This is a genomic window from Schlesneria sp., from assembly GCF_036405755.1.
Lineage (GTDB): Bacteria > Planctomycetota > Planctomycetia > Planctomycetales > Planctomycetaceae > Schlesneria > Schlesneria sphaerica.
The window spans coordinates 11,095-36,523 of sequence record NZ_DASWWZ010000095.1 but is presented as its reverse complement, the minus strand read 5'-3'; the positions used below and the strand labels follow the sequence as shown (position 1 = coordinate 36,523).

Annotated in this window: 17 protein-coding genes; 6 read left to right on the top strand and 11 right to left on the bottom strand. The window is 56.5% G+C overall.

Features of this window, described 5'->3' with window-relative positions; translation table 11 throughout:
- Position 1 precedes the first annotated feature (1 nt).
- From VGE80_RS03240 to VGE80_RS03225, 4 genes are all read right to left on the bottom strand, one after another.
- Complete coding sequence (locus VGE80_RS03240; RefSeq protein ID WP_440591657.1) at positions 2 to 526, bottom strand: tetratricopeptide repeat protein; 525 nt, start codon at positions 524 to 526, stop codon at positions 2 to 4.
- Positions 527 to 622: 96 nt separating this feature from the next.
- Positions 623 to 1,591 carry a transaldolase gene (gene tal, locus VGE80_RS03235; RefSeq protein WP_397571188.1) on the bottom strand — a complete coding sequence of 323 codons (969 nt, stop codon included), beginning with the start codon at positions 1,589 to 1,591 and terminating at the stop codon, positions 623 to 625.
- A gap of 336 nt (positions 1,592 to 1,927) precedes the next feature.
- Positions 1,928 to 2,239 carry a Rieske (2Fe-2S) protein gene (locus tag VGE80_RS03230; RefSeq protein WP_373650738.1) on the bottom strand — a complete coding sequence of 104 codons (312 nt, stop codon included), beginning with the start codon at positions 2,237 to 2,239 and terminating at the stop codon, positions 1,928 to 1,930.
- Between the two features lie 40 nt (positions 2,240 to 2,279).
- Entirely contained in the window at positions 2,280 to 3,245 is a 966-nt protein-coding gene (locus VGE80_RS03225; protein ID WP_440591656.1) for a sugar phosphate isomerase/epimerase family protein, read from the bottom strand.
- Between the two features lie 210 nt (positions 3,246 to 3,455).
- Here VGE80_RS03225 and VGE80_RS03220 point away from each other — a divergent pair, with 210 nt between their 5' ends.
- Both VGE80_RS03220 and VGE80_RS03215 read left to right on the top strand, forming a co-directional pair.
- The gene (locus tag VGE80_RS03220; RefSeq protein WP_440591655.1) at positions 3,456 to 4,055 is read left to right on the top strand and encodes an anthranilate synthase component II; all 600 of its coding nucleotides are present in this window, start codon (positions 3,456 to 3,458) and stop codon (positions 4,053 to 4,055) included.
- 99 nt (positions 4,056 to 4,154) lie between these two features.
- Positions 4,155 to 5,234 carry a PDDEXK nuclease domain-containing protein gene (locus VGE80_RS03215; protein ID WP_440591654.1) on the top strand — a complete coding sequence of 360 codons (1,080 nt, stop codon included), beginning with the start codon at positions 4,155 to 4,157 and terminating at the stop codon, positions 5,232 to 5,234.
- 120 nt (positions 5,235 to 5,354) lie between these two features.
- Here the strand turns inward: VGE80_RS03215 and VGE80_RS03210 are convergent, their stop codons facing one another.
- Both VGE80_RS03210 and VGE80_RS03205 read right to left on the bottom strand, forming a co-directional pair.
- Positions 5,355 to 8,930 (bottom strand): DUF885 family protein, encoded by a 3,576-nt coding sequence (locus VGE80_RS03210; protein WP_440591653.1) that lies wholly within the window; start codon positions 8,928 to 8,930, stop codon positions 5,355 to 5,357.
- Positions 8,927 to 10,030, bottom strand: a complete 1,104-nt coding sequence (locus VGE80_RS03205; protein WP_440591652.1) for a cis-3-hydroxy-L-proline dehydratase — start codon at positions 10,028 to 10,030, stop codon at positions 8,927 to 8,929. The genes VGE80_RS03210 and VGE80_RS03205 overlap by 4 nt, the downstream gene beginning before the upstream one ends.
- Before the next feature lie 249 nt (positions 10,031 to 10,279).
- Between VGE80_RS03205 and VGE80_RS03200 the strand changes: the two genes are divergently transcribed.
- Both VGE80_RS03200 and VGE80_RS03195 read left to right on the top strand, forming a co-directional pair.
- Entirely contained in the window at positions 10,280 to 10,885 is a 606-nt protein-coding gene (locus tag VGE80_RS03200) for an RNA polymerase sigma factor (protein ID WP_373650744.1), read from the top strand.
- Between the two features lie 181 nt (positions 10,886 to 11,066).
- On the top strand, positions 11,067 to 12,863 hold the full coding sequence (locus VGE80_RS03195) for a protein kinase domain-containing protein (protein ID WP_440591651.1): 1,797 nt from the start codon (positions 11,067 to 11,069) through the stop codon (positions 12,861 to 12,863).
- A 36-nt stretch (positions 12,864 to 12,899) separates the two neighbouring features.
- Here VGE80_RS03195 and VGE80_RS03190 read toward each other — a convergent pair whose 3' ends face one another.
- A complete protein-coding gene (locus tag VGE80_RS03190; RefSeq protein ID WP_440591650.1) occupies positions 12,900 to 14,804 on the bottom strand; it encodes an AAA domain-containing protein in 1,905 nt (634 codons plus the stop codon).
- Positions 14,805 to 15,031: 227 nt separating this feature from the next.
- On the opposite strand from VGE80_RS03190, the gene VGE80_RS03185 reads away from it, so the two are divergent.
- Positions 15,032 to 16,582 carry a DUF1501 domain-containing protein gene (locus tag VGE80_RS03185; RefSeq protein WP_373650747.1) on the top strand — a complete coding sequence of 517 codons (1,551 nt, stop codon included), beginning with the start codon at positions 15,032 to 15,034 and terminating at the stop codon, positions 16,580 to 16,582.
- Positions 16,583 to 16,843: 261 nt separating this feature from the next.
- Positions 16,844 to 17,836: a WD40 repeat domain-containing protein gene (locus VGE80_RS03180; RefSeq protein WP_373650748.1), complete on the top strand. Its 993-nt coding sequence runs from the start codon at positions 16,844 to 16,846 to the stop codon at positions 17,834 to 17,836.
- Between the two features lie 74 nt (positions 17,837 to 17,910).
- On the opposite strand, the gene VGE80_RS03175 is transcribed toward VGE80_RS03180, so the two are convergent.
- From VGE80_RS03175 to VGE80_RS03160, 4 genes are all read right to left on the bottom strand, one after another.
- The gene (locus tag VGE80_RS03175) at positions 17,911 to 19,005 is read right to left on the bottom strand and encodes a glycosyltransferase family protein (protein WP_373650749.1); all 1,095 of its coding nucleotides are present in this window, start codon (positions 19,003 to 19,005) and stop codon (positions 17,911 to 17,913) included.
- 217 nt (positions 19,006 to 19,222) lie between these two features.
- On the bottom strand, positions 19,223 to 20,239 hold the full coding sequence (locus VGE80_RS03170) for an extracellular catalytic domain type 1 short-chain-length polyhydroxyalkanoate depolymerase (protein ID WP_440591649.1): 1,017 nt from the start codon (positions 20,237 to 20,239) through the stop codon (positions 19,223 to 19,225).
- A 236-nt stretch (positions 20,240 to 20,475) separates the two neighbouring features.
- Complete coding sequence (locus VGE80_RS03165) at positions 20,476 to 21,945, bottom strand: DUF1501 domain-containing protein (RefSeq protein ID WP_373650751.1); 1,470 nt, start codon at positions 21,943 to 21,945, stop codon at positions 20,476 to 20,478.
- A gap of 191 nt (positions 21,946 to 22,136) precedes the next feature.
- Positions 22,137 to 25,277, bottom strand: a complete 3,141-nt coding sequence (locus tag VGE80_RS03160; RefSeq protein ID WP_440591648.1) for a PSD1 and planctomycete cytochrome C domain-containing protein — start codon at positions 25,275 to 25,277, stop codon at positions 22,137 to 22,139.
- Between the last annotated feature and the right edge of the window lie 152 nt (positions 25,278 to 25,429).

Below are 25,429 nucleotides of genomic sequence, written 5' to 3'. Positions count from 1 at the left end.
TTTACTTCTGACTGCTCGTTAATGCCATTAAGTGTTGAAAATCGAGATCGTTTCGCAGGGGGTCGAAATCTGTTTCCCGGGGGACAAGTTTAAGCAGTTCACGATCCATTCGGAACGCCCTCCCGAGCCAAGAGAGGGCCTCGAACTTTTCTCCCGCGAGCGAGTAATAGCAAGCGAGATTGTACAGGACGACGGGAACATCCTTGTGGAACTGATAGGCCAGCTTCATGGCGTCAATCGCCCTGGGGAGCTGGTCCACTCTTTTGTAGCACCAGGCCATCCGCATCAGCGCGTTCAGCTCAGTCGGTTTTTCCTTGTGAGCTTCGCGGAAGTCGTCAAGCGCCGGTTGCATCTCTCCTTTCATCAACAAGGCTTCGCCATGCAGCATGCTGACATTGTATCGCTCATCGCCGACATCTTCGATGTGTCCCAACTCGCGTAGTGCGTGGTCAGGCATGTTGAGCGCCAGATAACCTTCTGCGGCTAGAATCTGACGCTCACGACGCTTTGAGGAATTTATGGGCATGAAAGTAAACCACTGGTGGCCGGGGGTGCCTTGCGTTAAGGAACCCGACAGTGCGGCAATGTAACGGATTGCGCGCGGCAGGACAAAGCTGACGGATCAGCGAAGTTTTCCGGCGATGAGTTGCTCGAGCTTAAGAATATCCGCCGAGAACTTCCGAATCCCTTCTGCGGTTTTCTCGGTCGCCATGGCGTCTTCATTCAACAGGAAGCGGAAGCTCTTTTCATCCAGTGTCTGCTTCTCCCACTTCGATGACTTCGCCGCGCTGGCGTCCAGTTTACGGGGCAGGGGATCCGTCGAAGCCGCAAGTTCCCCGAGGAGTGCGGGGCTGATGGTCAACAGATCACAACCGGCGAGCTCGGTAATCTCACCTTTATTGCGGAAGCTGGCTCCCATAATTTCTGTCTGGTAGTCGAACTTCTTGTAGTACTCGTAAATCTCCGTCACCGAGCGGACTCCGGGGTCTTCTGCCGGGGCGTATTCCTTCTTGGTTGCCGCTTTGTACCAGTCAAGAATTCGACCGACGAAGGGAGAAATCAGTCGGACTTTCGCTTCTGCACAGGCGACTGCTTGCGGGAACGAAAAGAGCAGCGTCAGGTTGCAGTGGATTCCTTCGCGTTCGAGGATTTCGGCAGCCCGAATTCCCTCCCACGTGGATGCAATTTTGATCAGGATTCGATCTCGGGAAATCCCATTTTTCTCATAGATGTCAATTAACTGCCGGGCCTTGGCGAGTGTTCCCATTGTGTCGAATGACAGTCGCGCGTCGGTTTCTGTTGAGACTCGTCCGGGTACGATCTTCAGGATTTCGATCCCGAAATTGACCAGGACATGATCGATCACGTCTTCGACCTGTTGTGCACCCGATAACCCTGACCCCTTTCGGTCTGTCACGGCTTTGTCGACAAGATAGGCATATTCCGGCTTGGAAGCGGCAGCCAGGATCAGTGACGGATTGGTGGTCGCATCTTGTGGCTGATACTGCTTCATCGACTCGAAATCCCCGGTGTCGGCGACAACGACCGTGAATTTTTTGAGTTGATCGAGTTGCGATCCGGATCCAGACATAGTGCATCTCCTGCCAATGTGGCGAAGGGAACGTTCCGCTGCAGTCTTTCACAAGTTTTACTCGTTGCGACCGACAGATTCCATCACAGGAAATTCATGTGGAGGCACTTCGCAAGGACGCACGACCTGTTCGTGGTCTCACTTGCGATGCCTGCCTCTTCGCTGGGAACGGGAGGAGGGCAAGTATCGATTTGTCATAAATAAACGTCAGTCTGTCACAGAACGATCGCCCCGGGGCACTCAGCAGCCTGTCTCACCTCGAAAAATGAGCAGCCGCTCCATTTTCGAGAGACTCTGATGCAGTGGCGCAAGGCGGAATTTTGTTGTCACAAGTCGCTAGGCTTCAGGCAACTCGACGTAGAGTTCGGAACCCTCGACGATGACTTCAAAGCAGGGATGCTTCAATTGCGCGTTCAAACAGTGTCGGCCTGATGTCACATCAAACTGCCAGCCGTGCCAGGGGCAGGTGACTGTCGTTCCGGAAAGAGCGCCGCGCGCGAGCGGTCCTCCGGCATGCGGACAGATCCCGTCCAGGGCATGAAAGCGTCCCTCGACGTGAAAAATGGCCACGATCCGGCCAGCCACCACAAACTCGCGCCCTTCTCCCTGTGGAATATCCGAAACGTTCGCTACCCGATGTCGATTCACAGCAAGACGATCCTCTGCAAGTATTACCCGGCACCGGGAGTCAAGAGTTGGCGAACGCTTGTTCAATCGCGGATTTTGTTTTGTTGAACCCCGTCCGCGCGACCTCGAGAGCATCTTGCTTCCAGTAGTCTCGATTGAAGAGTTCAAGCGAAACGGCGCCGCGATAGCCTGCATCTCGCAAAGTTCGAAAGATCATGCCGAGCGGCGCAATTCCGTCACCCGGATAGACGCGATGGGCGTCGTTGATGCTGTCGCGGGCGGGCGTTGCCGGGTAATCATTGACGTGGAAATTGTGCATCCGGGATCCGGCGAACATGGCCAGCCCCTCGAAGCTCGAGCCTCCCTTGAAAATGTGGTAGACGTCGAGGAGGAAACAGGCACTGGGATGAGCTGCTTCAACGCCGATGAAGGCGACTTCTCCCAGTCGCGCCAACGTCTTGGAAAAGCCCCAGAGTTCCAGTTGAGGCAGGACTCCTTCTGCTTGCCCCAGTTCGCAGAGCGCCCGGTATCGGTCTGCGAGTTGATATGGATCAAGCCCCGTTTTATCGGTCACGCCGACGGGAGGAGCGGCCAGACGTTCTCCACCGATTTCCCGGACAAGTCCCATACATCGCCTGGCTTCTTCCAGGCCACGTTTTCGCTCAGCTTCGTCTTCCGCGAGAAATGCCGCAAACCCAATCGCACTTTCCACCTGAAGTCCCGCATCGGCGATTCGCTTTCGCAGATCAGACAGGGTACCACCTGATTTGACATAGTTGTCAATTTCGCCAATCCACGGCTCAATTCCGGCATAACCTGCTTTCGACGCAACTTCAATGGCACCGAGAATGTCGAGCTTGTTCCCTTTGTAAGGGCAGTCGCGAATCGTGCTGGTATTCAGACAAATGCGAAAAGGCTGAGTGTTTTCCGGAGCAGCCGATGCCACCGCGGGGGCCAGCAGCGAGGTGGTTGCAGCGATTGTGGCCGTCGTTCCGAGAAATTCTCTGCGATTGAAGGTGGTCGACATCAGCTTCTTTTCCACGGTTTTGAGGGCTTTGAATGAGGCTTGGATTGTCCAGAATCGAATCCCGCAAAACAACGCTGTCAGTCATTCGCGGTTGGCGATGAAGGAAAATCTCGGAGCGTCAGTTTACTTCCCACTCTCTCCAGTGGAAACTGCCCTGACAATGTTGCCCTGTTGTGCAGTCAGCCTTGACCCCCCAGCGATAATGAAGACATGCTGTTCATCCTCGATAACTACGATTCGTTTACTTACAACCTGGTGCAGCGGTTTGGCGAGATCGACTCACGAGTGGATGTACGAGTCGCACGAAACGATGAAATCACAATCGATGAAATTGCCGCGTTAAAGCCCAGTGGAATTGTGGTTTCGCCCGGCCCTTGTACTCCGCATGAGGCCGGGATCTCGATGGAACTGATCCGGCAACTGGGCCCCCATATCCCGACGCTGGGTGTGTGTCTCGGGCATCAGTCCATGGCCGAAGTCTTTCATTCGCCGGTCGTGCGTGCTGAACGGCTGATGCATGGAAAGGTCTCGCCGATCCATCACCTTGGAACAGGTGTCTTCGAAGGATTGCCCAATCCCTTCACTGCAACCCGCTACCACAGCCTTCACGTTCCCGAAGCGACGCTGAGCCCTGAACTCGAAGTCACGGCCTGGGCCGACTTCCCGGGACATCCGCGAGAAATCATGGGCTTGCGGCACCGAGTCCATCCCATCCACGGAGTTCAGTTCCATCCGGAAAGTTTTCTGACCGAAGGGGGCATTGAACTGCTCAAAAACTTCCTCAAAATTGCCGGTGAAATTTCTTCGTGAGGCTGATTCAGGCCTCACTGGCATCACGGTCGCAAGGTTGACTGTCCCCGTGAATTGATCACTGACGGTTTCGGGTGATTGCAGGTAAGGCCTTCAAACATGGCGAAGAAGACTTCCCCGAGGAATGCCCTGGCTGAAGCGAAGACCGGACCAGCGATACGGCCTTCGTTATTGGGCGACCTTCGACAAGTGATCGAAGCCGCGAGAGAACAGACAGCGCGAGCGGTCAATTCGACGCTGGTCATCATGTACTGGCGAATCGGAAAACGGATTCGTGAAGAGGTCCTGAAAAACGAACGTGCCGAATACGGCAAGGAAGTGGTACAGACAGTATCCGTGGAATTGACGGCTGAGTTTGGACGAGGCTTTGGTCGCCGGAACCTTTTTCGGATGATGCAAATCGCCGACTATTTTCGAGACGAAGCAATTGTGACGGCGCTGTCGACACAATTGAGTTGGAGTCACTTCATAGAGATCCTGACGCTGGAAGACTCGCTCAAGCGAGATTTCTACGCCGAAGTGTGCCGTGTGGAGCGGTGGAGCGTCCGAACACTGCGGCACAAAATCGGCCATTTGCTCTATGAGCGGACTGCTGTCAGCAAAAAGCCGGACGAACTGATCGCCCGAGACATCGCTGCTCTGCGGGACGAAGACCGCATGACACCCGATCTGGTCTTCCGGGACCCTTACTTTCTTGATTTTCTGGGTCTCACGGGGCCGCACATCGAAAAGGATGTCGAAGATGCGATCTTGCGAGAGCTGGAATCTTTTATCCTGGAGATGGGGACCGATTTCGCATTCGTAGCCCGACAGAAACGAATTACGGTCGACAACGAAGATTACTACCTGGATCTCTTGTTCTACCATCGTCGGCTGCGGTGCCTGGTGGCAATTGACCTGAAGCTGGGGAAGTTTCAGGCGGCTGACAAGGGGCAGATGGAATTGTACCTACGCTGGCTCCAGCAGCATGACACCCATCCGGGAGAAGAACCTCCTCTGGGCCTGATCCTGTGCGCTGACAAGTCACAAGAGCACGTCGAACTCTTACGGCTGAATGAAAGTGGGATCCGCGTCGCACAATATTTAACCGAGCTTCCTCCTCGAGAATTGCTCGAAAAGAAACTGCACGACTCGATCCTCATCGCCCGCGAACGTCTGGCTCGCGATGAGGATCACTAACAGCCTGTGGACTGAAGATGGAACTGGCTCCTGTCCCATATTGCTGGCATCACAGTCGATGCGGAGTTGTGTAGTGCGAATCGAGGATTGCCACGGAGCCTGTGCCACCAACTCTTTTTCTCACTGTTTCCTGGAAGCGTTATCTTCAGTCCGCTTCAGGCTGCGTCCTACGAGTTCCGGCAGGAATTTGACGGGCACAGAGGCTTCGTTGATGACGGCTTCGTGAAAGCGTCCGAGGTCGAATTCGGTCCCCATCGATCGCTGGATCTGTTGGCGGAGTCGGAGGAAAGCAGAACAACCGACGAAATAGGTCGAAAGCTGACACGATGACTGTTTGGCGCGAACGACCTTCAGTCGAGCTTCCCCTTCGGCCTGAAAGGCGTCTTCGGTCAGGAACCGCAGGGCCTCATCATCCGACATTTCAGTGCAGTGCATTTTGTGATCAAGGATGGCATTTGCGACGCTGCGAAGTCGGAACTTGAGCTGCATCATTCGCAGGGCCGGGTCCCCCTCACCATAACCCTGATCGAGCATCATTTGCTCGCAGTAGTTCGCCCATCCTTCGGCGTAGACGCCGGATCCCAGAACTTTACGTATGAGAGACGGATTTAGGTTGGCGTATTCCAACTGGACATAGTGGCCCGGATAGGCCTCATGGATTGTCAGTATCTTGAGCATCTGGCGATTGTACTCACCCAGAAAACTGGCGACGCGTGAGCGGTCCCAGTCTGCCGGAGGAGGGCTGATGGCATAGATGCTGGCCGTATGGGGATCGAGCGGGGGGGCGGGTTCCAGAAAGGCGACGCTGTTTCCCCGCTGGAATTCGGGCATCTCGATGATTTCGCACCGGTCAGGATCGGGCAGTCGCAGAAGATTGCGGTCTTTGATGAACTGCTTGATGGTTAGGACGGTGGCACGAGCATCGTTTGCCAGTTCCTCTGCTGAGCTGTGGTCTCGACCGATTTCCTGAAGGACCTGCTGAATGGCAGACTGCCGCCCCGCTTCATCATCGGGAGGGAATGGATGACGGGGGAAATAGCGTCCCCAGAGCAGCTTCGCGATGAGCAGCAGATCGCTACGAACCAACTTCAAGTTGGCCTCTGCTTCAGCGAGAACGTCATCTGCGGTGACGCCCGCATCCAGCACCATTTCGAGTTTCTTTGCAAATTTCTCTCTCCCCAGCCGCCACTCACCGTTCGCGCGAGGAAGCAGTTCGTCCTCAAGGAATTTCTGGTGGCGTTTCAACTCTTCGACGACAGTTGCTGCCGCACTCTGCACCGCCTCCCGCTGTGGCGAGTTTCCGATGATCTCGAGCAGATCCTGTTGGAAGAATGCGATGGCACCCTTGTTCTGAAGGATTGCCGTTTCGGTTACGATTCGGGGCGGGTTCTTCAGATTGGAGCGCGCCGCGACCAGGATCCTGGGAATCGCCTGCATGCGATTCAGTGCGTGAGTAATCGCAGACTCTTTCGACTGGGTCGATTGGGTGAGCAAGCTATAAACACAATCGGTCGCCAGTCCCGTATAGATCCTGGGGTCTGTCTCATAGGGACGCTCGACCTCTTCAAGCCAAAGGTCGAGTTTCAACGAGTCGCGCAGGATCTCAAAATCGACCTGTCCCTCGCGCGATAGCGATGAGTAGGAGATTTCTCTGGCCAGGCGGTCAAGTGTTGCCTGTGTCAGTCCGAAACGTTTCTGACGGGTCTCGGAAGAGACATCGTCGAGCAACGAATCAAATCGGCGGTCACCCAGCCGTGAACCGCGTAAAGGGCTAAAAGTAAAATCCGCTTCCAGGTATTCCTGAAAGATTCTTGCCAGTGTCTGGTCGGCGTCGGTCGGCATCGTGTCTGCGTCCTTTCGTTCCACGTTCCATACGCTGGTCAAAACGTCGTAGGTGCGGGGATCGAGCTGCTTGAGTTCGATCGCGTTGTAGGGAAAGAAGTCGTTTCGGCTGAAGTAGGCCTCTGTCGTCTCAGCAAAAAACTCTTGAGGGTTCGTCATGGCATAAGCGCGACCGCGACTCTTGCGGCCTTCTGCATCCTGTCGTTCCACATTGTCGTAGTCACCACTGGAGCGGGCCCGTTCAAACGCTTCTCGGATCACAGAATTCTCGAACCCGTCCTTCAGTACGCGATGGTGATAGGCATGAGCCAGCTCATGCAGGGCGAAGTTCGGCATACGTCGGATCTCGGCCTCGAAGATGCCGATATTTGTGAATTCGATTCCCTGTGCCATCGCGGGGTCACGACCATGATCTCGCAGCCAATCGGCCGCCGGGTGATATTCCGCCAGGGGAGGCGTGTTGGGGTACTCGGGAGAGAACCAGAGGGGGACTTTCTTCAGTTCCGCCAAAGGACCCGGCGGGACGACACGCTCAATTTCCGAAAGTTGCCGGTGAAGCAGTTCCAGAGCCTTCGTAGTTTCTGCGGACAGGTTTACGAGCAACTGAGGATGCACATGGACGACCCATCCTGACAGATTGCGAACCGTTTTATCGTTCGTTTCTGCGGCCGCAACATTGCGAGCGAGTGCCTGAGCTCGGATCGCAGCTTGAGCGTTCAGAAGTCGCTTTGGCCATTCAAACTTTGGCGCCTGCTGCGGTTCGTACCCCTGCAGGTGGCCCGTCAGACGTGTGGCAGGTTTGGTGTACTTGAGTTCGGTTTCGCCAAAGACTTCGCGGCACAGAGCAGCAAGTCCCGGGTCGTACTCCAGCAGTAGCTCTCGCGTGTTGACATGATTGTGGTCATGGTCATTGATGCGGTTGTTATCAAACCATGACTGGACTCCTTCGGCGAAGTACTCGTGGTGGTTCACGGACGCGTACTTCCCCTTCCAGAGGCCAGCATTCATGGCTGCGTCGTAGGTCTCTTTCAGTCGGCGGTCGAATGTCGGATCGACATTAACCATCCCACGCAAATGAATGCTATGAGCAAACTCATGAATCAGAATGTTTTCTGCTTCGTACGGGTCACCCGGAAAACCCAGCAGGTTTTCTTCCGCGACCGAGCAGTAGGGATCGGTCTCACTTCCCCCCAGGCCACGAGCACGCGCGTCCCAGTAATCTTTGGGAGCGATTCCGTCAAAGTCGGGAACCTTCTCGCCTGCGAGTTGGGCGAATTCTGGCAGGTCCGTTGTAAACTCGTCCCGCGCCATAATGCACATTCTCGCTCCGCTTTTGATCATTGCCTCACGCACGTCAGGTCGTCTGGCAAGCATCATCTTCACGAGGTAAGCGGCTTCTTTCAGTGCATAGGGATTGACCCGACTCGAGGCCACGATCGGAAACCCATCGACACTCACCGACTGCTCGTAGAAAGCCGGAATCCCATTTTTTCCCTGTGGATCTAAGCGGAACCCCTGGTAAGTCACTTCGCTCGTCACGCGAGCCGACGCCTTGTCGTCCCGACCCACGACTTCAAACTGATGTCCCAAGGTCGTAGAGAGAATCAAATCCTTGCCGGGTTCGACCGTCCCGCTGGGAACTTTTTCAGTGGATGATTTCTGCCAGAAAATATCGATGGTCTGGGGACTGCCATTGATCATCTGCAATTGAGGACGCGGAAACTCGGCTTTTTGAGATGATGGCTCGTCAGCGAAAACGGGAACTGTGATCGTGAGAAGGATCGTTCCGATCGCGAGACCGAACATGGTGCCACGAGATTTGACGGGCGGCTGGGGGGTGAATGGGAATCTCATCGAACCTCCACAATTCGTGGACCAATGACATCGGCCCGTGGTGTAATGCCAAGTCCTGGGGTACAGCTTGCCTGCATCGTTCCCTGAACTCGACAGGGGGCTCCCTCGGCAATGCTGACAGTCACATAGCTGTTAAAGTCGGTGCTGGTGAAGCGAAATTCTTCCGGTGTACTGTGCGCCAGATGCGCGATCGCCGCTGTGGTGATGTCCCCGCCCCAACTGTCTTCCAGCGTCATCGCGATCCCCATGGAAACGCAGAGATCACGAACCTGCTTTGTCCGGGTGAGGCCCCCGAGCTTACTGATTTTCAGGTTCACGACGTCCATGGCGAGATCCGCCTTGGCTCGCAGCAGCATGCTCAGGTGATCAATGTTTTCGTCGAGGACGAATGGATGATCTGTGTGTCGTCTCACCGCCAGACATTCTTCATAGGTCAGACATGGCTGTTCGATATAGACGTCGATATCACGAACAGCTCGAACGACTCGGATGGCTTCGTGCTGCGTCCAGCCCGTATTCGCATCGGCGACCAGGCGGTCTGATGGTTGCAACATCGCACGTACCGCACGAATCCGCTCAATATCGGTGTCGGGATCGCCCCCCACCTTCAATTGAAATCGCGTGTAGCCTGCTTCTCGATACCCCGCGACCTTGACCGCCATGGCATCGGGAGATTCCTGTGAAATCGCCCGGTAAAGCCGCACGCTGTCGCCAAAGCGTCCTCCCATCAGCATACAAACCGGGAGTGATGTCGATTTTCCGAGGAGATCCCAGCAGGCGATATCGATGCCGGATTTGACGTAGGGATGCCCCTTGAGTGCCGCGTCCATCCGGTGGTTAATGACAGCGAGTTCCCTCGGGTCCAGTCCGATCAGGTGCGGTGCCAGTTCTTTCAGCCCGGCTCGCACTCCTTCGGCATAAGCGGGAAGATAAAACGGCCCCAGCGGACAGACTTCCCCGTAGCCAATCAGCCCCGTATCCGTTTCGACCCCCACAATCGTACTGTCGAAGACGGATACGGACTTTCCTCCAGACCATTTGTAGGAACCTTCAACGAGGGGAAGTTCGACCCGGTGAGCAAAGATGCGCGAAATTTTCATAGTCACAACGGCTCGCGAAATAAGAGTTCAGTCTGTGGTGAATGTCAGCCACCAGACGCGATCGGAACGAATCGAGCGAACGAATTAAGAATGGATAACCGGAAATCATGGGACGCAATCCTGTGATGGGCAAGCGAAAGGGGCTGCTATGCCCCGGCGAATTTCCGGGTGTGTTGTTTGCGAGACGCAATTCTCGAATTTTCGCGATAGGTTTAGCGGAGTGATTCGTACGTGCTGAATGAGGCAGATATGACAAGCACACCCCCGACACGGCCGACATTGCTTTTTCGGATTCGAAACGCCCGTGACCAGGAGGCGTGGGAGCGGTTCATCGACCTGTATGCACCGCTCGTTTATGGGTTTCTCAGAAAGCGAGGTTTGCAGGATGCGGATGCTGCGGACTTAACTCAGGATGTTTTACGGCAAGTTGCATTGGCCGCGAACTCACTTGAGTACGACCCCAGGAACGGGACCTTCCGCAGCTGGCTGTTCACGATTGTCCAGAACCGCTTGATTGATCACTGGAGAAGAGAAGGAGTGCGTGAGCGTGCCACGGGAGACTCAGTGGCTCAACGGCTTTTGGAAGAACAACCGCAAGCGGGAGTGAACGAATCTGCCGATGGAGATTGGGACACCGATTACAGCCGGCAACTATTCCATTACGCGGCCAAAATTGTGAAGCAGGACTTCACTCCATCGACCTGGCAAGCGTTCTGGCGGACGGCCGTCGATGGGTTGCCCGGGCCAATGGTGGCGGAGCAACTGGGTCTGAGTTTGGCAGCGGTCTATCTGGCCAAAGGTCGAGTCCTGAACCGGTTGAAGGAGCAGGTGAAACAGCTCGTTGGAGAGGAGTAGCCTCGCTGGCATCGGGAAGAATTTTTGCGATCGCGGGCTTCAGCCGTCGACGGCGCAAGCATCGATCGTGAATGGTGCAAGGCCCTGCGATTTTCAGGCCGTGGGCTCATTTTGCTGCAATGGCGGGCGACGGGTGAGGATTGGCAACGAACACGTTCTGTAACTCAGGAAAGTCAAAATCATGACACACTTCACGATCGCGTGTCCCACCCGGGACGACCTGCGGGGCTTGATCGACGGTGCGGTTTCCGGGGAGATGCAGCAGGCGATTCAAACCCATCTCGAGAGCTGCGCCCGATGTCAGCAGGCGCTGGCGTCGCTGGTGGTCGTGAGTGAGTCATGGGACTCAGAACTGGGGAAACTGCGTGAGCAGGAGGGTCTCCCCGTTGAACCGGTTCTGTCCGATGCCATGCAGCAGATGAAGGGGGAGGATTTCGTGGACATCGCGGAGCCTGCTTCCCGGCGGCGTGCGGAGATCGACTTCCTTCAGCCTTCTGACGTGCCGAATTCGATCGGTAGACTCGGACACTACGAAGTCACGGAAGTCGTTGGTCAAGGGGGAATGGGAATCGTGCTGCGGGCATTCGATCCGACGCTGCATCGCGTTGTCGCCGTCAAAGTTCTGGCTCCCTATCTGGCTCACAATCCGCATGCTCGTCGCCGATTTGTCCGGGAGGCTCAAGCCATCGCTGCCGTCAGTCATGACCATGTGATTACGATCCATGCCATCGAAGACGTCGCCGAGCAACCCAGAATCGTGATGCAGTATGTCGCAGGTCGTTCCCTTCAGCAGAAGATTGATGCAGAAGGAGCGCTCGAGCTGAAGGAGATTCTGCGGATCGGAATGCAGACGGCATCCGGCCTCGCTGCGGCTCACGCGCAAGGGTTAGTCCATCGCGACGTTAAGCCATCCAATATCCTGCTGGAAAATGGAATCCAACGAGTCAAATTGACGGACTTTGGGCTGGCTCGTGCCGTCGATGACGCCAGCCTGACGCAAAGCGGAGCCATTGCCGGAACGCCGCAGTATATGGCTCCAGAACAGGCAAATGGAGATGCCGTCGATTACCGGGCCGATCTGTTCAGTCTGGGAAGTGTGATTTACGCGATGTGTGTGGGGCATTCTCCCTTCCGTGCGAGTACTGCCATGGGAGTATTAAAGCGAGTCTGCCATGATCCCCCTCGGCAGATCCAGGAGCTCAACCCCGATATTCCTGATTGGTTGTGCAATATCACAATGAAGCTCTTGGCAAAGAAACCGGACGAGCGGTTTCAATCTGCCAAGGCCGTTGCGGAAGAACTGGAGAACTGGCTGGCCCATGTACAGCAGCCGACCGTAGTAGCCAAACCCAGGGGAGTGTCAGAAGGGGTTTCTGCAGAAGCGGAACCCGCAACGCCGTCAGCGCAGCAAACCGGCTTGCCAGTTTCACAGACCCCAGTGAGTCCCTGGAATAACCCCACCACGACAATCCTCTTTCAGCACATATCCGGGCGGCTCTTGCTGTTCTTATTTCTGACCGGAATGACAGTCTCAATCGCGTTTCACCAATTTAATTCAAAGATCGGTCTTGCCGAAGTGATCTTGGTCGGAGCGATTGCGGGGTTGCTTCTCAGTTTTTGGGGTGTGCTGTTCGTGGCGTTAGTCCGACTGCTTTGGGGCAACGCCCGCGAAGTATTCGTCAGATCTTCCAGTTCGCGATGGTTACCAAAGGTGTCACCTGAAAGACGGCGTGCGTATGGGAGCGCCATTCCTCCCGAGAGCTTAGGAATGCTGTCAGCCATCGTCTTAATGGTCATGGGCGTACATCCGCTGCTTGCCGCCGTTGTTGCTCTAATTGTCTGGATCCTCGTGCTGCGGGTCATTCAGCCACCCGGCTCCGCCTACGGGAAAAGACGTGTCATTCCGGTGGCAGCCCAGGAAAATGGGAATGACCGGAGGACGACCTCTCAATCGGCCGGTTCGGCAGCGGAGATCTGAATCCTGTCGGACACGATGGGGATGTCCCCCGCGGGATCAGGTTGCCAGAGTCGGAATCTCCCAGACCGTGCCGTAGGCATTCTGCTGTTCGAAATACTCCAGCAGTCGTAAGTAGAACTCATGGTTGGCGAGCGTGGCACTGTCCCCAAAAACGATCAGTTTGCGGCGGGCGCGGGTCAACGCCACATTCATCCGGCGGGTATCGTTCAGGAAGCCGATTTCTCCCTTCAAATTCGAGCGGACCAGTGAGATCACGACGGCTTCTTTTTCCCGTCCCTGGAAACCATCGACGGTATCAACTTCGACGGCTTCGCTGCTGAGCAGGTCGCGGATGAGTCGCGCCTGAGCGGCATAGGGCGTGATCACAGCGATATCGTCCGGATTCAGACCCGATGCGATCAGTTCCTGGACTTGACCGATTACGAAATTGGCTTCGCCCTGATTCTGGATGCTGCTGCCTTCCGGATCAGTTTGTTCATCGCAGTCGGATCCTGCGGTGTCATAGAACTGGAGCGAAGATTGTGTCAGGGGAAGTTCGGCGACCTTGGGTAGTTCGCAGAGTCGATGCTCCCGGACTGAGGCGGCGGCGGTCAGTTCCCCATCATAGAACTCGTTCGAAGAGAACTGCATGATTGCCGCGTTCATCCGATATTGAGTTGTCAGTCTGCGCGAGATCGACGTTCCCCAACGTTTCACCAACCGCTCCATCAGGCTGACGCCTAACCCTTTTCGCCTGGCTTCAGGACAGATAATCGTTGGGGGCAACTGGCAGTGATCCCCGGTCAGGACGAGACGCCGGCTGCGGAGAAGTGGGAGCCAGCAGGGGGGCTCGGTTGCCTGAGCCGCTTCGTCGATCACCACCAGATCGAATTGCCGGTCTTCCAGTAAATCCTCGTTAAGCCCGGTGAGGGTACTGCAAACGATCTGCGCTGAATCGAGCAGGTAGGTGACGAGGCGGGACTCGAGTTGTCTGGCATCGTGAAGGAGCCGTTTGGCCTCATCCCGGGCCTCACGGCGCGCCCCGGGCTCGGGGGCCGACCGAGTGAACTTACCTGCCTGACGTCGCAGGATCCACGCTTGCTTTGTCCATTCCCGGGCGAGTCGCAAATCCGGGTGGGATTCAACTAGCAGGTCCAAAGTATGGTCGCGGAGCTGCGGCAAGACCCGTGCCGGGTGTCCGATCCGGATCACTCGTTCTCCTGCTGCAAGCAGTCGCTCAAAGAGATTGTCTACTGCCAGATTACTGGCGGCACAGGCCAGCACCCGTTCACCCCGCCGGACGGACTGCCGGATCAGTTCGACGACTGTGGTGGTCTTACCTGTTCCGGGTGGACCATGGATGATGGCCACATGCTCGGCGGACAGTGCGTGACTAACGGCAGCGTGCTGCGATGCGTCCAAGGGGGACAGGGGGATCCACTCGCGGCCGGGGTTGAACTCCGGTGCGTCTTCGCCCAGCAAGCGGCTTTTGAGCGCCGCCAGGCGACCTCGGTCGATTTCAGCAACTCGCTTAAGAGCGTTTCGTTGACGCTGTCGAGCGATTTCGTCTGACGAAAGATCGATCCGAAACGTCGGACGATCGGCCGTCGTCTCGGGGGAATCGCTGAGCACCACCGTGATCGTTTCGCGGTTGCGATCAGTGACGACTCCTCTCCAGCCCTCCTGTTCACGTCCCTGTTCCTCCGATAGCAGGATCGGTGTTCCCGAGTGAAGTCGAGACCAGGGGAGCTGCTGCCTGCGGTCACGCTTGCCGAGTGTGAGGATGACGCGCCCTCCAAACCCGGCCGTCTCGTCGCGAATGGCGAGATCGACGATTGTCGTACCGGTCCGCTCGGCCTGATCCCCTGATGCCTTGCGTGAAAGCCGCAGCGTCTCGGCCTTCACGGCGTCGGCTTCGAGATCAAGGTTGCGAATCAATTGTTGAAAGAAGTCGGCCGACACAAAGTTCCCTTTTGAAGTTTTTCTCTACGGGAATGCTACATCCGATGCGATGCTCACTTCCAGCGGAGGTCCCTGACGGAGGTCACCTGGACGCTCGTTCGGAGGGTCGACCCGTCCGGGACTCACGTTTCTTCGCAAATTCCTGCGGTGACCCACAACTTCCAGATACCTCCAAATTGACAGCCGAAGGAGCTACGACTTGCGGTGGTAAATGTCGAGAGCATAAAATGATGTTGATTCGTCCACCTTACGAGGATGCCGGTATGCTGCGACTACTCAGTTCCCCTAGACAGCTTTGTAATGGGTTAACCCGGCGGGAACTTCTGGAGGCGGGTGGAACGAGCCTGTTCGGTTTGTCGCTTCCTCACCTGCTGCAAGCCGACGCAGCCCGCGCGGCCGAAGCCACGAGCACCTCTGCGACGAAAATGCCTGATGGGTTCGGACAGGCCAAACGCTGCATCATCCTGTTTCTGTACGGCTCACCCAGCCAGATGGAAACCGTGGACATGAAGCCGGAAGCGCCGGTCGAGATCCGGGGAACGATGAAGCCGATTCCGTCGGTCGTGCCGGGCCTTGATGTCTGTGAGCACATGCCGAACATGGCCCGGATGATGGATCGTGTCGGGGTATTGAGATCGATTCACCATGAATATCCGATTCACGGCGTGGCCCATGCGATGACAGGGACGCCTGTGATCGACGTGAACATGGAACTTAGTCCGAACGATCCGAAACATCATCCCTATTTCGGCAGTGCGGTGGAGTACATCGACCGGCAGCGCCGTGGTGGGATGTCGCCGTTTCCTCAGAATGTGGCCCTGCCGTTCCCGTTCAGTTCGCAGCGGACAGGAGAGGTCCATCGCGCCGGGCCGTATGCCGCGTATCTGGGATCCGCCTACAATCCGGTCTGGACCGAGTTTGAAGGACGGGCAGACCGTTCTGTCTACAAGACCCTGGGTGCCCGGCGGGAAGAAATCTTTGATCCCTACGTTGGTTGTACATCCGATGCTTATTTCCGGATGGCGTCGACTTCACTTCCTGCCGAACTGACACTGGATCGACTCGATCGTCGTCGGTCGCTGCTTCAGCAGATCGACGTGGCCCGCCGAGATCTCGATCAGTCCCTGGGTGGTCGATCGCTGTCAACATTCCAGCAGATGGCGCATTCACTCATTCAGTCCCCCGCAGTTGTGTCGGCACTCGATGTCCGACAGGAATCGCAGGAGACTCGCGAACTCTACGGCATGACGCTCTTCGGACAATCATGCCTTGCCGCTCGCCGGATGCTCGACGCCGGGACCCGGCTGGTCAGTGTGTTCTGGGACGAATACGGTCTGGCCGGGGATGCGTGGGATACGCACTGGAACCACTTCCCCCGCATGGTCGACCAGCTGCTGCCGGGCCTCGACAAGGCATTCTCTGGCCTGGTCCTGGATCTGGACCGACGTGGGCAATTGGACGACACGCTGGTCGTCTGTATCAGCGAGCATGGTCGCACGCCCAAGATTGCGGGGGTCGAAGGAGGCGGGCGTGATCACTGGTCGCAAGCCTACTCTGCACTGTTTGCCGGGGGCGGAATCGCGCGCGGACGCGTCGTGGGGGCCACTGATAAGCACGCAGGCGAAGTTGTTTCAAACCCGGTCGGACCGAAAGACGTGCTGGCGACCATGTATCATCTGCTGGGAATTGAACCGCACATTTTTCTGCCGGACCGGACTGGCCGTCCGATTCCCCTGGTTCCCGAAACCAGTCGAGTCATCACCGAATTGCTGGCCTGATCTGGCACGATCGAATTCGAAACGGGTTGCCTTTGAGACTTCGTTATAGACTTCGGTCCCGCTAACATTGAAGGGTGGTCCCGCCACTCAGCGGAGACTGATTGCGATTTGACCTGCTGACCGCTTCCCTGAATAACTGATCTTTCCGACTGTCCTACCCGCCTGAATTGTCCTCGCCTCAGCTTGCTTGATTACCTGCTTACTTTGACGAGTCAACTTGAGCTGTGATGATCGTCCCCCCATTCAGTAGAAAAGCTCATTATGTCCGCTGACCCCATGCAGACCCATATTGCCAAGACGCTGGCGCACACCAGTCCCCTCATCTCGTGTCGTATCGATCCGACAGGAAGATTTGTCTTTGCGGGAGCCGAAGATTCCAAGGTCGTCCGCTGGGAACTGGCGACAGGAAACAAGGTCGAATTCATCGGGCACGAAAGTTGGGTGCGCAGTTTGGCGTTCTCGGCGAACGGAGAGACCCTGATCACGGGCGGGCACGATGGAAAGCTGATCTGGTGGTCGGCCGCCGCGGACGCTCCTGTTCCACTGAGGACCGTGCAGGGACACGATGGCTGGATTCGTGACTTTGCCGTCAGTCCCGATGGTCAGTTTCTGGCGTCCTGCGGCAACGACCTGAAAGTCAAATTATGGTCACTCGCAGACGGGGGACTGGTACGTGAGTTACTCGGGCATGAACGACACGTCTACGGCGTGGCATTTCATCCGGACGGTAAGCAACTTGTTTCGGGGGATTTAACCGCGAAGTTCGTGCATTGGGAAGTGGAGACGGGAAAACAGGTACGCACTTTCGAAATTGCGAGTCTCTCGAAATACGACCCGGGCTTCATGGCGTATTACGGCGGTCCTTTCTGCCTTGAATTCCATGCAGACGGAAAGCGGCTGTTCGCCGGGGGAATCACCAACGTCTCAAATGCGTTTGCAGGAGTCGGGAATCCCATCATCGTGCAGATTGACTGGGAACAGGGAAAGGATGCAGTAACCCATCTCAGTAAAGGTGGTGTGCAGGGAACGGCATGGGGACTGACCTGTAAGCCGGAAGGGTTCCTGATCGGAGCGACGGGTGGGCAGGGGGGCGGTCACCTGTTCTTCTGGAAATACGACCAGAAGGATGAGTTTCATACGCTCAACCTTGGCAATGTCGCTCGTGACCTCAGCCTGCATCCCGATGGACTTCAGATCGCAACGGCCCACTACGACAAGAATCTTCGCATCAGTCTGATGGCTCCGAAGACCTGATCGGTCGTGGAGGCTTTGGAATTTGAGCGGGCGTCGGTGCGAGAGACTGCAGCCTGTGTCCGTCATGCGCACCCTCAGTTGGAAGCGTTTCGCTGAAGCGCGCTCTTAATAGCTGCCAGCGCCTGGGGGGTGCCGTTGATCGTCCCTTTCAGCGGAAGGAGACTTGTTCTGTAGTCGTCGACTCGACCCAGAAACTCAAGGAAGCGGCGCGCTGTGAACGATTCGACGGTCATCCAGTCTCCTGCCCCCATCTGTCGCAGAAAGTGAGCATTGATCTGCTGCTCGTGATGCATTTCTTCCGGGATCGCAAAGACAGGCTTTCCGTAAAACAGGGCCTCACCCAGCAACTGATTTCCCGCAGCGCTGACGAGCGCCGTGCAGGAAGCAAGATCGGCGACGAAACGATGTTCGTCGATTGCGTGAAAAGTGACTTGCCCCATGGCGGGGCGTTCCCCCAGGCCATAGACGCGTACAGGCCACCCCGATTGGGCCAGAATCTCGATCACGGCTGGGGGAGTATTGGTGCGGAGATAGGACAGCAGGAATCGATTCGTTGTAGGGATCGTTGCCACGACATCCGGCCTTAACATGGGGCCGATTTGCACGACGTGTTCAAAGCCCTTCTTCAAGGGAGGTGTGTAGAACGATGAGGCGACCGGAGTGTAGGGCCCCCAACCGTAGTACCAGCGAACCGCCCAGCTCATCCACCACGCGTAGCGTCGCAGCAGGAGTGGTAAACTGCTGAGATCGTAGGCAAGCAGCACATGCTGGTGATCGATACTCATCCAGGGGAGCCCCGTCAGTCGACTTGCCCGGGGAAGCGCGGGTTCAAAGTCGGAGATGGCCAGGTCTGGCTTTTCGAGTTCGATCTGCTTTCGAAGCGTATCGACAAGTTGCGGCAGGACCCGCCAGCCAAATTTCATCGCTGCCGCAGTGGACTTAAACAGATCCAGTTTGCCACCCGTATAACGAAAGTTCAGGCCTGGGATCTTCTGCAACCGGACATTCTCAGATTGTCGTTCCCCGTACGATTTCGACAGAAATTCATACGCATCCCCCGAAGCGAACAAGACGATTTCATGTTCACTTTTCAGATGCTCCACCAGCGTCATCACCCGCACGGCATGCCCACGCCCTTCGCCGGCCATACTGTAGAAAATTCTGGACATCCGATCTCCGGGACGCAGCGATGAACGAAACCTCAGCGGTCGTCAATGATAGGCTGTTCGCAAGCCAATACACTCTGGCTGGGGTGAAACGTACGGGAGATTGGCTGACTTTGCTATCGACAACGTCACAACAGCTCCGTTCAGACGCGCAGCGCAAACGATAGTGTGACCGTGTCCAACGGGATTCTCTGCAAGTCGGCATTCATCGCGCCTGGATTCACCGGGGCACGTTTTGTTTGAGAGGGTGCTTTTCAAAGAATTCCCAGATCAATTCGTTCGCAGAAATGTTGCGCGCACAGCGGCCCAGGAACGCAATGGGTACCTGACGACCGGGCCAGGTATGCCCACCGCCGTCGATGACAACCAGGACCACGTCCGCTGCTGTCGCCTTCTGCGGGTAAGTACGACGGGTGACCGTTCGCTTGTCTCCTTCTCTGGAAAGCATGTCGACCTGACATTCTTCTTCGCATCCATTGCGTTTAGCCCAATATGCGACCGTGTCTTCAGCACCAAGCAGTTGGAATACAGGTGGCGTTAGATTGATGGGGGAACCATAGGGGACGATCCCGTCACTCGTACCGTGAAAGTGCAGTACAGGGACAGCTCGAGGTGGTTCAGGGAGATCCATCGCCATCGTTCCCGAGACGGCCGCAATGGCGGCGATTCGGTCGGACATTTCTGAAGCCAGCCGATAGGACATCATTCCACCGTTACTCATCCCACAGGCATAGATCCGATTTCGATCGACGTTCGCGATTGATTCGAGTTCGTCCAGCAGATGTCCAATAAACGCGACATCGTCCGTTTTCTTTCCCTTCAGTCGGCTAATCAGGCCGCCAGCGTTCCACGTCCTCAGGGGACCGGGACCCGTACCGCTGGGATAGACGGCGATGAATCCTTTTGCGTCGGCGGTTTTATTCAGATTTGTGAACCAGACCATCATGGAACCATTCATGGCGGCACCATGCAGGGCCAGGACGACCGGCGTTGGTTTTTTAGGGTCATAGCCCGGAGGAACGTGCAGGATGTAGGATCGCTTCTCGGCACCGGAATAGAGATAACGTGAGTGGTCGCCGGGGGTCAGCGGCGTCGCGATGACGCTCTGGACCGTGGAAGCGGTCGGTGCTTCTTCTGTGCGGCCCAGCTCTGAGGTACTTCCCAGCACAACGATGAACAGCAGAAACCTGCAGAGGCGACAGGTGTTTGATTCAAGGATTCCGAATGGACGATGCAATTGAACTTCCTCCACTGACGACCAGTGAAAACGCCTGACGCAGGGCCTGGAGCTAATGTGTGATGCCTCGAACTTCTCGGGATTCAGTAAGCGACCTAATCTAATCACCGACAACCGCGACGCATTCACGGGTTGGAATCCGCAGCGAAACGGCGACGGGTCAGACCCACTTCGTCGTCGACGACCGATGCTCGATACAGGACAATGTCGAGCGTCGGTGGACGAGCTGAAACGATCTACGCCAGCAGTTCCGGAATGATCTTGGCACCCTCGACGCCGGTGAGTCGCTGATCAAGACCCTGGAATTTTACCGAGAAACGTTCGTGGTCGATGCCCAGACAATGCAGCATCGTGGCGTTGAGATCATTAACGTGGACCGGGTTTGAAACGACGTTGTAGCTGAAGTCATCGGTCTCACCGTAGACCTGACCACCCTTGATACCCCCTCCCGCCATCCACATGCAGAAGTTTCGCGGATGATGGTCGCGACCGTAGTCGTCGCTGGTCAGTCGCCCTTGTGAGTAGACGGTTCTCCCGAACTCGCCACCCCAGACCACGAGCGTTTTATCGAGCATTCCGCGCTGCTTCAGGTCTTTCAGCAGTGCTGCAATTGGCTGATCGGTATCCTGGCATTGGGCCCGCAGGTCACGCGGCAGGTTGCCGTGCTGGTCCCATCCCCGGTGCAGGATCTGAACGACTCGCACTCCCCGTTCGATCAGTCGCCTCGAGAGCAGCGCACTGGCTGCGAATGACCCTGGTTTTGTGACTTCGGGGCCATACATGTCCAGCGTGGCCTTGGACTCTTGTGCGAGGTCCGTCAGCTCAGGAACGCTGGTCTGCATCCGAAAGGCCATTTCGTACTGAGCCATTCGCGTCAGCGTTTCGGGGTCGCCCAGTTGCTCGAGTGTTCGTTGATTCAGTTCGCCGAGTGCATCGAGCATGGCTCGCCGGTTCCCGGCACTCACTCCAGCGGGATTCTGGACGTAAAGAACAGGGTCGCCAATGTGACGCAGCGCAACGCCCGTATATTTGCTGGAGAGGAACCCGCTGGACCACATGCGAGTGAACAACGCCTGAGCCGCCGCACTCGAAGACCATGAAGGTGTCAATACGACAAAGCTGGGCAGATCGTTACTTTCGCTTCCCAGTCCGTAAGCGAGCCACGAGCCCAAACTGGGTCTGCCAGGGACTTCGTTACCGGTCATCACGAAGGTACATGCGGGGTCATGGTTAATGGCATTGGTGTGCACTGTCTTCACGACGGCGATGTCATCAACGCATTCGGCAGTATGGGGGAGCAACTCGCTGACCCAGGTCCCGCATTGACCATGCTGGTGAAATTTGAACATGGAGGGAGCGACGGGCAAACGACTTTGTCCGCTCGTCATGGTGGTGATTCGCTGTCCCTTCCGAACGGATTCTGGCAGGTCTTTATCGAAATATTCGGCCAGGTTCGGCTTATAGTCCCACAAATCCATCTGCGCAGGTCCACCGTTCATGTGCAGATAGATGACGTTTTCCGCCCGGGGGGTGAAGTTTGGAAGTCCGGGTAATGCCGGATGCATCCGGGTGGCAGCAACGGAGTCCGCCGCAAGCGCAGAGGAGGCTGCTGACATTCCCAGGGCGATCCCCCCCATGCGAAGTCCAGTCGAACCGAAGAACTGGCGCCGGGTCATGGCCAGCAGTTGATCATGAAGTATGTTCATTTCTCTATTTCCCTCTGCAAGAACTTCGACTGTGGTCGGCGAGCTCGGATTACTCGTGGTTCCATCGCAAGGTGCAAGACAGTTCAAAAAATCGGAACGTCTCTTTTCCTTGTCACGCCGCGGCCCATCTCTGGAAATGCGATCACAATTTCGCCCGCGAACACCGGGAAGCGGGACTCCCACGGGAATTTTCAGTTTCGGTTTAAGGCCTCGTCAGTGTTCAGAACAAGGTTGGCGAGCATTGTCCAGGCTGCTGTTTCAACGTCAGATGCAACTCCTCGTGGCTTCGATTCGCCGACGTGAATTGCCTGATGGGCCGATTCCGGATTACTGGCGAAGAGTTCCGTCTGTCGATTGAGCGAGGCGACAAGGAGCGTCAGCTCTTCTGGTGCTGGCTGGCGCGAAAGGACGGTCTTGTAGAGGTATCTCAGCCGACTTTCAGTCGATTCACCCCCTTCGACGAACACCCGCTCGGCGAGTGCCCGGGCGGCTTCAAAGTGCTGAACGTCGTTCATGAGCTGCAAAGCCTGAAGCGGCGTGTTGCTTCTCTCACGGACCGTGCAGACCTGTTCGCGGTTGGGGGCGTCAAAGTTCGACATGAATGGCGGCGGGGCTGTCCGTTTCAAAAACACGTACAAACTGCGTCGATAGAGCGAAGATCCGTGATCCTGCATGTAGAACCGGGTATTGCTGTCGGAGTATCCGACAGGCTCCCAGATGTTTGCGGGCTGGTATGGTTTCACTCCCCGGCCCCCCATCGTTAGATCAATCAGGCCGCTGGTAAACAAGGCGTTGTCTCGCACCTGTTCTGCGTCCAGGCGAATCCGTGGGCCACGGGCATAGAGGCGGTTTTCGGGATCGGCAACTCGTGCTTCCGGCAGCAGCCGACTGTGTCGCCGGAACGCGTCAGAGGTGAGCAGCAGCTTCATCAACTGTTTCGTATTCCAGCCGGATTCACGGAATTCGGCGGACAGCCAGTCGAGCAGTTCCGGGTGGCTGGGGACTTCTCCCTGCATTCCGAAGTCAAAACTCGTTTTGACAATCCCTGTGCCGAACACTTGTTGCCAGAATCGGTTGACCGTCACTCGTGCTGGCAACGGGTTTTCAGGAGTCACCAACCAGCGAGCCAGATCGAGTCGATTCAGTCGTGTTTCCGGGCTGCTTTTCTTAATTGCTGGAAGCACCGCAGGAACAGCAGGCTCAACCGGGTCTCCCTTCGTGTCGTATTGTCCGCGCAACATGACAAACGACTCCCGAGGAGCGGGCGTGTCCCGGAAGATGAACGTCCCCGGGGGGGAATCGTCTGCGACGGTCCGTGCGATACGCGCCGTTAACCAGGTCGTTCGCGCGGCAGCCACTTCTTCGTTCACCGGTCGAGCCACGACTGCCAGGTAGAATCGGCGCAGCTTTGAGGCTTCGTCCTCTGTCAGCACTTTGTCAGGTCCTGCCTGGATCAGTGCATGTAGTTCGCCAGGCAATTCTGGAGGAACCGTTGTGCCGATGGCTTTTCGCCATGCTGTCATCGATTCCAGTGGATCTGTCGCAGGATCAGCTTGACCTTTCAGGAGAACTGCGTCCCAGTAGGCAATTCCACCGGTTTGCGACAGCTTGAGTCCATGGATCCGCTGTCCGGGGTTGAGGCCCAATTCTGCGGCGTTGATCGTCAGGCGATTCCACTGACCGGGACGGATCTCGGATTCCGTCGCCCCGTCGCGAACCAGCCCCCCGTCTGTTTTCTTCCAGTTAAGGGTCTTCGCGCCAGCGATGCCGAAACCGATCGACGCGGGAAGATCGACTTCGTCGACATAGACGGAAACCTCAAACTGCCCCTCCTGGGGGACAGCGAATGGATGCAGCTTGTATTCAAAGTCATCCGTGTATGTTGAAGCGAAGGCTTGTCGGATGATACGGCGACCCAGTGGGGCCGTGATTTCGGGGTCGGTCATCCAGTCGATCGGATTGCGAGACGAACTGCGCGAGTAGGCCCCGAAAGGAGTGACATCGTCGAGCAGGACATCACGCACGGTTTTTCGGGCGATTTCCGTTTTGGCGTCCGCGGGATCAACGTAGTTCGTATGGGACAGAACAATATCGATCCACGCCCGGGCTTCTTCCTGAACCTTCGCTGCTGCTGCGGCGGTCGCTAGTTCTTTTTCACGTGGCAGTTTCATGAAGGGCGCGGTCACATTGGTGTTACCATCCATTGCAGGATCGGCCGCGCTGTTGAAGAACGCGTAGAGAGAATAGAACTCTTTGGCGGTCAGTGGATCGTACTTGTGATCGTGACAGACTGCACAACCCGCCGTCAGCCCCAGCCAGGCTTGTGAAACGGCTGTCGTTCGTTCGACCGCGTACCGGTAAAGAAACTCTTCCGGGATCGCGCCCCCTTCACTTGTCGTCACATTGCAGCGGTTGAATCCGGTTGCGATCAGCTGGTCACGCGAGGGATTGGGCAGCAGGTCTCCCGCCACTTGCCAGATGGTGAACTGATCATAGGGAAGGTTCTCATTGAATGCGCGCACGACCCAGTCTCGGTAGGCCCACATCTGCCGTTCATTGTCCAGATGCAGCCCATGGGTATCGGCGTAGCGCGCGACGTCGAGCCAGTGCTTGGCCATCTCTTCGCCGTAGCGGCTTGATGCCAGATACCGATCCACCATTTTTTCATAGGCGTCTGTGGAAGTATCGGCGAGATACTCATCGACTTCCTGAAGTGTTGGAGGGAGGCCAGTGAGTGTGATGGCGACGCGTCGAATCAGGGTTTCGCGATCCGCTTGCGGCTGAGCGGTCAGACCTGCTTTCTGCAGTCGTTTATCCAGGAATCGATCAACGGGATGTGGCGACTGGATCGCGGGAGGAAGTTCAGGCCGCTGAATCGCTTCGAAGGCCCAATGCTGCTGATATTTGGCACCTTGCTCGACCCAGCGTCGCAGAATTTCTTTCTGTGCATCGCTGAGTGTCTTGGTCGATTCCGGCGGTGGCATCATCTCGGACTCATCCTTCGACAGGATTCGTTGGACGAGAGAACTTTCATCAACTTTTCCGGGGACGACCACGGGGGATTTTCCGTGGAACATGCCGTCGGCTGTATCGAGTCTCAGATCGGCTTTCCGTGTCGAGCCATCCGGGCCGTGACAATGAAAACATTTGTCGGCCAGAATCGGTCGAACGTCGCGGTTGTACGAGACTTCGGGTTCGGCTGCGAAAAGAGGTGCGACAGGACGCACACTGACTGCCAGGCCCGTGACGAAATAACACGCCCCAAGGAGGGCGATTGGCTTTGGCCGAGTGAATTGTTGCCGAGCGTATGAGAACAACTGCGTACCTCGCATTTCACATCGTCAATTGGACGTAGATAAACAATCTCAAGAGCAGGATCGCGGGAGTGGCGACCTTGTTGTCCCATTTTACGTTCCCGTCCCCCCCATTGTCGAACTCGACACTCGCTGTCTCCCCGTGCCGTGCGGTCCCAAAGCAGCCTAAA

Coding starts and splice junctions, on each gene's coding strand:
- VGE80_RS03215 (WP_440591654.1), top strand. CDS start 4,155: ATGGCGAAGAAGACTTCCCCGAGGAATGCCCTGGCTGAAGCGAAGACC.
- VGE80_RS03175 (WP_373650749.1), bottom strand. CDS start 19,005: ATGTCCAGAATTTTCTACAGTATGGCCGGCGAAGGGCGTGGGCATGCC.
- VGE80_RS03205 (WP_440591652.1), bottom strand. CDS start 10,030: ATGAAAATTTCGCGCATCTTTGCTCACCGGGTCGAACTTCCCCTCGTT.
- VGE80_RS03210 (WP_440591653.1), bottom strand. CDS start 8,930: ATGAGATTCCCATTCACCCCCCAGCCGCCCGTCAAATCTCGTGGCACC.
- VGE80_RS03200 (WP_373650744.1), top strand. CDS start 10,280: ATGACAAGCACACCCCCGACACGGCCGACATTGCTTTTTCGGATTCGA.
- VGE80_RS03220 (WP_440591655.1), top strand. CDS start 3,456: ATGCTGTTCATCCTCGATAACTACGATTCGTTTACTTACAACCTGGTG.
- tal (WP_397571188.1), bottom strand. CDS start 1,591: ATGTCTGGATCCGGATCGCAACTCGATCAACTCAAAAAATTCACGGTC.
- VGE80_RS03225 (WP_440591656.1), bottom strand. CDS start 3,245: ATGTCGACCACCTTCAATCGCAGAGAATTTCTCGGAACGACGGCCACA.
- VGE80_RS03160 (WP_440591648.1), bottom strand. CDS start 25,277: ATGCGAGGTACGCAGTTGTTCTCATACGCTCGGCAACAATTCACTCGG.
- VGE80_RS03165 (WP_373650751.1), bottom strand. CDS start 21,945: ATGAACATACTTCATGATCAACTGCTGGCCATGACCCGGCGCCAGTTC.
- VGE80_RS03240 (WP_440591657.1), bottom strand. CDS start 526: ATGCCCATAAATTCCTCAAAGCGTCGTGAGCGTCAGATTCTAGCCGCA.
- VGE80_RS03195 (WP_440591651.1), top strand. CDS start 11,067: ATGACACACTTCACGATCGCGTGTCCCACCCGGGACGACCTGCGGGGC.
- VGE80_RS03185 (WP_373650747.1), top strand. CDS start 15,032: ATGATGTTGATTCGTCCACCTTACGAGGATGCCGGTATGCTGCGACTA.
- VGE80_RS03180 (WP_373650748.1), top strand. CDS start 16,844: ATGTCCGCTGACCCCATGCAGACCCATATTGCCAAGACGCTGGCGCAC.